The 6,569-nt window shown below is 32.5% G+C and carries 5 protein-coding genes and 2 pseudogenes; 5 read left to right on the forward strand and 2 right to left on the reverse strand.

Annotation, left to right across the window (positions count from 1 at the left end):
* Window positions 1-35: 35 nt before the first annotated feature.
* The 5 genes and pseudogenes from IGQ45_01580 to IGQ45_01600 all read left to right on the forward strand — a co-directional run bounded on the left by IGQ45_01580 (window position 36) and on the right by IGQ45_01600 (window position 5,248).
* Window positions 36-182 (forward strand): carbohydrate porin, encoded by a 147-nt coding sequence (locus IGQ45_01580; protein ID MBF2055918.1) that lies wholly within the window; start codon window positions 36-38, stop codon window positions 180-182.
* 173 nt (window positions 183-355) lie between these two features.
* Window positions 356-778: an ATP-binding protein gene (locus tag IGQ45_01585; GenBank protein ID MBF2055919.1), complete on the forward strand. Its 423-nt coding sequence runs from the start codon at window positions 356-358 to the stop codon at window positions 776-778.
* A gap of 63 nt (window positions 779-841) precedes the next feature.
* Window positions 842-1,483, forward strand: a complete 642-nt coding sequence (locus IGQ45_01590; protein ID MBF2055920.1) for a Uma2 family endonuclease — start codon at window positions 842-844, stop codon at window positions 1,481-1,483.
* Window positions 1,484-1,556: 73 nt separating this feature from the next.
* Window positions 1,557-2,201, forward strand: coding sequence for a Uma2 family endonuclease (locus IGQ45_01595; protein MBF2055921.1), 645 nt, complete (start codon window positions 1,557-1,559; stop codon window positions 2,199-2,201).
* 114 nt (window positions 2,202-2,315) lie between these two features.
* Window positions 2,316-5,248: pseudogene (locus IGQ45_01600) on the forward strand (amino acid adenylation domain-containing protein).
* A gap of 217 nt (window positions 5,249-5,465) precedes the next feature.
* On the opposite strand, the pseudogene IGQ45_01605 reads toward IGQ45_01600, so the two are convergent.
* Together IGQ45_01605 and IGQ45_01610 are read right to left on the reverse strand one after the other, a co-directional pair.
* Window positions 5,466-5,558, reverse strand: a pseudogene (locus IGQ45_01605) (type II toxin-antitoxin system VapB family antitoxin).
* Between the two features lie 98 nt (window positions 5,559-5,656).
* Complete coding sequence (locus IGQ45_01610) at window positions 5,657-6,268, reverse strand: hypothetical protein (GenBank protein ID MBF2055922.1); 612 nt, start codon at window positions 6,266-6,268, stop codon at window positions 5,657-5,659.
* Window positions 6,269-6,569: the final 301 nt, after the last annotated feature.

Consider the following 6,569-nt stretch of genomic DNA (forward strand, 5'->3'; position numbering starts at 1 on the left):
AAAATTTAAAAACAAGGGTGAATTAGTTAATGTAAATTAAATGCGTCTTAGCTTATTATCGTCATCAAGTTACTCGTGGTCTTTCTGTAACACCTTATGTAATATGGATTACTGCCCCTAACCAAGATGCTGATAATTCTGGTTTGGTAATTGGTGGTTTTCGGACAATTTTTGGTTTTTAGAAGTTTTTATGTCTTCTCACGAAGCCAAGATACTTTTTTGTATATTACTGATCAATATTGATGGTTTATTTAGGGTAAATTTTGCGTTATGCTTTCTCCATTTTTAATAAAATAAAGATAAAATTATCCTAGTTTCAAAATTACTTAACTGATTAATAAAATTGTGAAAACTTATGAATAAATTAACAGTATCAGCGCACCTCGACTCTCTGAAAACCATTGCTGAGTATGTGGTAAAAGTGGCAAAGTCTGCCGACTTAGAGAAAAAAGCGACCTATAAACTACGTTTAGCAGTAGACGAATTAGCCACTAATATTATTAATTATGCTTATATTTATAAAAATGCAGAGAGTGAAAAAATTATTGAGTTAGAATCAAAAGTATCAGATCATGCGGTAATAATTACTGTAATAGATAATGGTATTCCTTTTGATTCCACCAAAAAATTAGAATCCGAATCAGAAACCATTAAAAAACCCATTGAAGAAAGAGGTATTGGCGGTTTAGGAATTTTTCTGGCTTTTGATGGTGTTGATGATTTTACTTATCAAAGATTGGATGGTCATAATGTTAATATTCTCACTGTTTATAAATAAATAATAGTCGAAGATATAAACTTTTTGTAATTTAATTAATTTACTTTTTATTCATTCAAAAAAATGACTTTATTAAAAGAAAAAATTGTTTCTGATACTTGGATTGATAGCACTTGGGATGAGTTTATTCATGCTACGGAAAATCCAGATTATCAGCAAGGAAAATTTTATTTTTATCAACAAAAATTAAGAATTGAAATGCCACCATTAGGAAACGATCACTCAAGGGATCACTCTATCATAAATAGTGCGATTAATCTCTATGTTTTTTTAAATAAAATTGATTTGAATGGTAATGATAATTGTAGCTACCGTAAAAAAGGTTTTTATGAAGCACAACCGGATTTATCTTATTATTTAGAAGAAAGAGTTAATGCCATTCCTTACAGCACAGGTGTTATTGATTTAGACAAGTTTCCACCCCCAAATTTAGTAATCGAAATTGCTAATACATCCTTGAGTGATGATCAAGGAGAAAAGCGTTTATTATATGAAGAATTAGGAGTTAAAGAATATTGGATTGTTAATGTCAAAAAATGTGAAATAATGGCTTTTAAAATGGAAAATAATGGCAGTTATCGCATCACAGAATCGCAAGTTTTACCTAATCTAAAAATAGCTATTTTAGAAGAAGCCTTAAAAATGACTCGTGAAACTAATCATGGGGTGGTGGGCGCTTGGTTATTACAAAAATTTAATGAATAGTTTTAATATTTCTCTTGATAATTGATTATGAGAAAAAGTTAACTAACATTCTAATTATTTACTATTTAATAATATGACTTTATTACAAGAAAAAATTGCTTCTGATACTTGGATTGATAGCACTTGGGATGAGTTTATTCATGCTACTGAAAATCCAGATTATCAGCAGGGAAAATTTTATTTTTATCAACAAAAATTAAGAATTGAAATGCCACCATTAGGAAACGACCATGCTAGTGATCAATCTATCATAAATACTGCCATTTATCTTTATGTATTATCAAAAAATATTGAGATGAACGCTAAAGATAATTGTAGCTATCGAAAACTAGGTTATTATGAAGCACAACCAGATTTATCTTATTATTTACAAGAAAGAGTTAATGCTATTCCTTACGGCACAAGTATTATCAATTTAGACAAGTTTTCACCGCCAACTTTAGTAATCGAAATCGCCAACACATCTCTCAATGATGATCAAGGAACAAAGCGTTTATTATATGAAGAATTAGGAATCAAAGAGTATTGGATTGTTAATGTTAAAAAAGGTGAAATAATGGCTTTTAAAATGGAAAATAAGGGCAGTTATCGCATAACAGAGTCGCAAGTTTTGCCTAATTTACAAATAGCTATTTTAGAAGAAGCCTTAAAGATGACTCGTGAAACTAATCATACGGTGGTGGGCGCTTGGTTATTGCAAAAGTTTAGCGAATCATAAATTTATACTATTGTCAACAAGGAGTTTAAACTCCTTGTGAATTGTGAATATTTGATTTTAATTGTTTTCCCATATTCCATGTTGACTAAAATTTAATATATAGTCTAATTAACCATGAATAATTTAATTACTGATTTTTTTGAAAATTCCGTTAATAAATACTCCGATAATTTATCTCTTTTAACTACAGAAACTCATTTCACTTATCAAGAATTAAATAATCAAGCTAATCAACTAGCGCACTTCATCTAATCTTTAGGCGTTGGGTCAAAAAAAGAAATTTTGGTAGGGGTTTGTTTACCTAGAAATGCTAACTTAATTGTATCTTTATTAGCTATATTAAAAGCAGGAGGAGGATATGTACCTCTTGATCCCAATTATCCCCAAGAAAGGTTAAAATTTATGATTGATGATTCCCAATTATCAGTTTTAATCACCGAAAAATCTTTAACTAAAAACTTACCATTTAACTCAGCAACAACGGTTATTTTAGATGAAGAAATAGCAGAAATTAGCAGTTTTTCCCCTGAAAATTTAGCGCCCTCCGCCGAAACTAATAACCTAGCTTACGTTATTTACACATCAGGATCAACTGGCATCCCCAAAGGAGTAGAAATCGAACATCGTAACACCGTAGCTTTTCTAAATTGGGCGATTTCATTCTTTTCCCTTGACGAATTACAAGGGGTTTTAGCTTCCACCTCCGTATGTTTCGATTTGTCAGTATTTGAAATTTTCGCGCCCCTCGCCGTGGGCGGTAAAATTATTTTAGTGGATAATATTCTCCGTTTACCAGAATCCCCCACAAAAATCAAGTTACTTTGATTGATACAGTACCCAGCGCCATCGCCTCTTTATGTAAAATTAAAGGTATTCCCCCCAGTGTCATCACCGTTAACTTAGCAGGGGAAGCACTAACTAATAATATTGTGCAGGAAGTGTATCAATTTAAGCATATTGAAAGGGTTTACAATCTTTATGGACCTTCGGAAGATACCACTTTTTCTACTGTAGCGTATATCCCCCGTAATTATGACGATGTGCCACCCATTGGCAAACCTATCAGCCAAACAGAGGCTTATTTACTCGATGAAAATTTAACTCCTGTGGCGGAAAACCAAATTGGTGAAATATATTTGACGGGCGCTGGTATTACCAGAGGATACCGTCATCGAGAAGATTTAACCGCCGCAAGATATTTACCCAATCCCTTTACGGATAATCCAGAGGAAAGAATGTATAAAACGGGGGATTTGGGAGTATATTTACCCGATGGGCAAATTAAGTTTGTCGGCAGACAAGACCAACTGGTCAAAATTAGAGGTTTTCGAGTAGAATTAGGGGAAATTGAGGCAGTTTTGACTGATTATCCAACTATAGCGCGCTCCGCCGTCATTTTACATAGTTTTAGTGAAGAAGATCAAAGATTAATTGCTTATATTACTCTCAAAGCAGGAGTAGAAAAAGAGAATATTATCAGCAAAATTCGTGCTTATTTAGTCAAAAAACTAGCACGCCATGAAATTCCTAGCGGTTTTATGATATTACCAGAGTTACCCCAAACTCTTAATGGCAAAATTAACCGACGGGCGCTACCAGAGCCGGATCGAGATATACTGAGAGAAAATACCGATAATTTAGAATATTCTCCACCTATTAACTTTACGCAAATTAAATTGGTGGAGATGTGGCAATCAGTTTTAATGGTAAATCAAATCGGTATTAATGATGATTTTTTTGCTCTTGGTGGTAACTCTTTAACAGCTATTACTTTATTACATGAAGTTAATACATTTTTTGAAGTAAATATTTCTTTAAATGTTTTTTTAGCTACTGCAACTATTACTTGTTTAGCTACTCAAATTGACAGCGAAAATAAAACTGTTATTGTGGATCAAGAATCAGAATTAATGGCACAAGATACTATCTTAGCTGATGATATTAAGCCCTCAGAAATTTATGATTTTAATAAATTAAAACAGAATGTTTTATTAACAGGGGCAACAGGTTTAGTAGGTGTGCATTTATTGTATGAATTACTAACCAAAACTAATTATAAAATCTATTGTTTAGTAAGAGGAGATAATGAAAAACATGGTTTTAATAGACTAAGAGAAAAATTAGATAAAAATGATTTATGGTCTGATGAATGGGTTAATCGTATTATACCATTAATAGGAGATTTAGCTAAAGAAAATTTAGGGCTAAAACCAGCTAAAATTCAAGAATTAAATCATGATATAGATTTAATTTATCATTGCGGTGCGTGGGTAAATATCGTTTATCCTTATTCCGTCATGAGGTCAGCTAATGTGGAAAGCACCAGAGAATTGATTAAAATTGCCTGTAATCATCATACAAAACCAATTTTTTATATTTCCACCATTGATGTTTTTTCTTCTGATGATATTTCTCTTGTCAAAGATCAACAATTACCTGATGGTAAACGTTTATGGCGAGGTTATGAGCAAAGTAAATATATCGCTGAAAAATTACTTTTAGAAGCTCAATCAAGGGGTTTACCTGTGTCGATTTTTCGTCCTAGTAATATGATGAATGTTAATTTTCCAGATCGAGGTTTAGTAACAGAATTTATCCCCCGTATGATGCACGGTTGCTTACAAATTGGTTATTTTCCACGGTTGAGGGCGCTGGTTAATTTAGTACCGGTGGATTATATTCGTCAATCAATTATTGAGTTATCTCACCAAGAATCATCATTAAATAAAACTTTTAATTTAGTTAATCCTCAGCCTTTGGAATGGTCAGAAATTTTAACATGGATGAAGCACAAAAAATGTCAATTTGATGTAGTAGATTATCACGAATGGTTAGATATTTTAGCTCAGAAAATTAGCAATGATAAAGATAATGCTTTATTACCTTTTATTAGTTTATTAGATACAGGAAATTTTTTACAAAGATCGTTAGGCTCGTTAGAATTTGAATTAAATCCTATCATCGAAAGGTATTATGAAAAGATGCCTTGTCCTGCGGTTAATGAGAATTTATTAGCAACTTACTTTAAATACTATATCCTTTCTTAATTTGTCTTATTGATGAATATGTTATAATTAATTCATCTTTTCATGGATTAATATTGCTGTAAAGGTTATTTTAGCTACCCAAAAATTCCCTGCTTCAAAAGTCCTCATATAATCCCTCATCTTCTAGGCAATAACCTTGTAAAAATGAATCATGGGAACGAATAAAATTTACTTTATTATCATCTCTTTTTATGGTGTTATTGTGATGATTCCAACGAATCAAAGTTTTTAAACTTAATTCAATTACTTCCGTTTCTGTTTGTAAGCCAGTAATTTTCATGGCATCATTAATTAATTCTTGTATTTCCATCATTTTTTGTAGATATTAGCAAGATTTGTTATCAAAACATTATATCTTGCTAACTTTGCCACCCCATAATGAATTACACGGCTATTAATTAAATTAAACTAAGAGGATTTTAAACCCATCACCAAGACACCACCAAAAAAGATTAAAGCAACAACATTACTACCTTCAGGAGTAGTCACAGGAGGAGATGTAATTTCTGTGCCATTAAGTTGATAAGTGCTAAAGAAATTATTTACAGTTGTGGGAGGAAAAACACCAGTAATATTGATACGGTATCCTGCAGAAGTGGCAATACCCGTAGGTGCAATGTTAGGATTATTACTACGCCATGCAATAATACCGCTTGATGATGCGTTACTTCTAACAGCAAACCAATAGGTAGTATCGGGGCTAAGGGTAAAAGGAGAGATAGGAGTAAAGTTAAAAGTATCAACAGTTCCGTTGGCGATAGTAGAAAGACTGTTGTTAAAAGCAGTTAGGTCAAAATCCACTAAAGGACTTTCCCCCGGATTATTACCCACGTCAGCAAATAACGAAAAATTAGTTAGCTGGGGTGTGCCTGTCGTGTTAACAATTCGTAGTCTTAAATCAATACTATCAAGGGAGTAAGGATTTCCCGAAGGCATTGTAAAACCAGCTTCTTTAGAAGCATTGACATTAGAACTACTTATGAAAAATTGGCTACCAGTATCGTTATTACCACCTGCCAAGTTGCCAATAATAAAAGCGCCCTCCGCCGAATATCCACTAGCTAAATGTAGTACAAGTGTCCCCCCCGATTACGGAGAAAAGAAGGGTTTTTGCCAAATTTTTGATCATGTTTTTTTGTGTAACTTTGAGTAATGATCATACATTAGCATAAGTGCTATTGTTAAAACTAGAAAAAACTTTAAGATGAGAATATAGCGTTTTTCATAATGATGAGGTATGTTGATTATTCTCAAGTCCCCCTTTTTAAGCAGGGCGTTTTCATTCTCAAAAATGTTAGTTTCTCAAACTAGCCAATAATCT

This window comes from Cyanobacterium sp. T60_A2020_053 (genome assembly GCA_015272165.1).
In the GTDB taxonomy this organism is placed as follows: Bacteria; Cyanobacteriota; Cyanobacteriia; order Cyanobacteriales; family Cyanobacteriaceae; genus Cyanobacterium.